Origin of the sequence: Microcoleus sp. B3-A4, assembly GCF_036705385.1 — a bacterium.
Lineage (GTDB): Bacteria > Cyanobacteriota > Cyanobacteriia > Cyanobacteriales > Microcoleaceae > Microcoleus.
This window is the reverse complement of the sequence record NZ_JAUBUI010000224.1, coordinates 1-1296: the sequence shown is the minus strand read 5'-3', so window position 1 is coordinate 1296 and position 1296 is coordinate 1. Positions and strand designations below refer to the sequence as shown.

1 protein-coding gene is annotated in these 1296 nt (G+C 39.3%); it reads right to left on the bottom strand.

The features are described 5' to 3' along the window. Window positions 1-30: 30 nt before the first annotated feature. A complete protein-coding gene (locus QUB33_RS29495) occupies window positions 31-1230 on the bottom strand; it encodes an ISAzo13 family transposase (protein WP_333358247.1) in 1200 nt (399 codons plus the stop codon). Window positions 1231-1296 lie beyond the last annotated feature (66 nt).

The following is a 1296-nucleotide window of genomic DNA, read 5'->3' as shown; positions in this document are numbered from 1 at the left end:
AGAGTGTTGCAAGAAATAAATGATCCAAAATCAACCAGAGTTACAAAAGATTTCAACAAACCATTTTTTCAAGTTTGGTAAACGCTGAATTTTCTTTTCAACTTCCGCCATTGCCTCTTCAGTCAACTTGACTCCTGTATGGTAAACCCTATCAATCAAAGTAACCGTAGGATTTTTGCCCTTAAAAGTTAGAGTCGAAGCAAACTTGAGTACGGTATCAACACTCTCTAGCAGGCTACCACTCCAATGTTGTTCGAGCCACCCAAAAGCTCTTTCAATAGGGTTGTATTTGCTGTGGTAAGGTGGATAGTAAGCTAATTGGATTGTAAGTTGGAACTTGTAGGCAAATTCAAGAATACGAAACATAAATTGAGTTCGCCGAGAGCTATTTTCGGGTCCATTATCTTGGTTAATAACTATTTTATGGATGTGAGAGAAGCGCTCTGTCACTGCCAACCACCAATTTTCAATTAGGTCAACAATACAATCAGCAGTCACTTTGGACTGAACGAAGAATAAAAATAGTTCACCTTCTTGAGGCAAGAAAATGCCGTAGGGAGTTAAAGTTGAACAATCTGAAAAGTCATGATCCAATGCAACAGTAGTGACACGAGTTTTTCCACCTCTATCGAATTCCCCAACTTTTATCCCAACCTTCGCATCTATAGAAATCCTTAATGTTGTTGGGTCATCATCAGCTTCCTTATTTATACGATTAACCTCTTTAAAAATAGCTCCTGTTTCTGGTATCTCTTTTATTGGCTTGGTTTTAGTAACCCGCTTTAAGCCATAACCCAATTGGTTTAATCGTTGTCGAATAACCTCAATGGAAGGCAGTTCTTCATCCTGGTATCCTTTGAGTTCAATCAGTTGATGACGAACCTCGGCTGCCGAAAGACGAGTGTATAGTTTAATACTATTAAAGGTTGGGTCTGTTTGACTCTGCGGGTCTACAATTGATACTATATCCGACAGTAAAGTTGGTAACTTCTCTTCAATACGCTTGCGTCCCCTAAGTCTGAACGAATCAGCAATCGACATTCCATGCTCTAATTCCTGCATCCCTTTACGAATAGTACGTCTATTCCAACCTAATTCTCTTTCTGCGATTATTTGTCCTCCTCGTCCCAAACCTTTAACTACTTCTGCCATAAATTGCCGTCTATCACTTCCTTTTAATTTCTTAGATGTGTTGATGTAAAGGGATTTAAGGCTGTCGGTGAGTTGGATAAGAGATTCTGGAAACATAGAACAGATGGCACACTGATTATTTCTCCAGTATCCCAGCATTTTGGA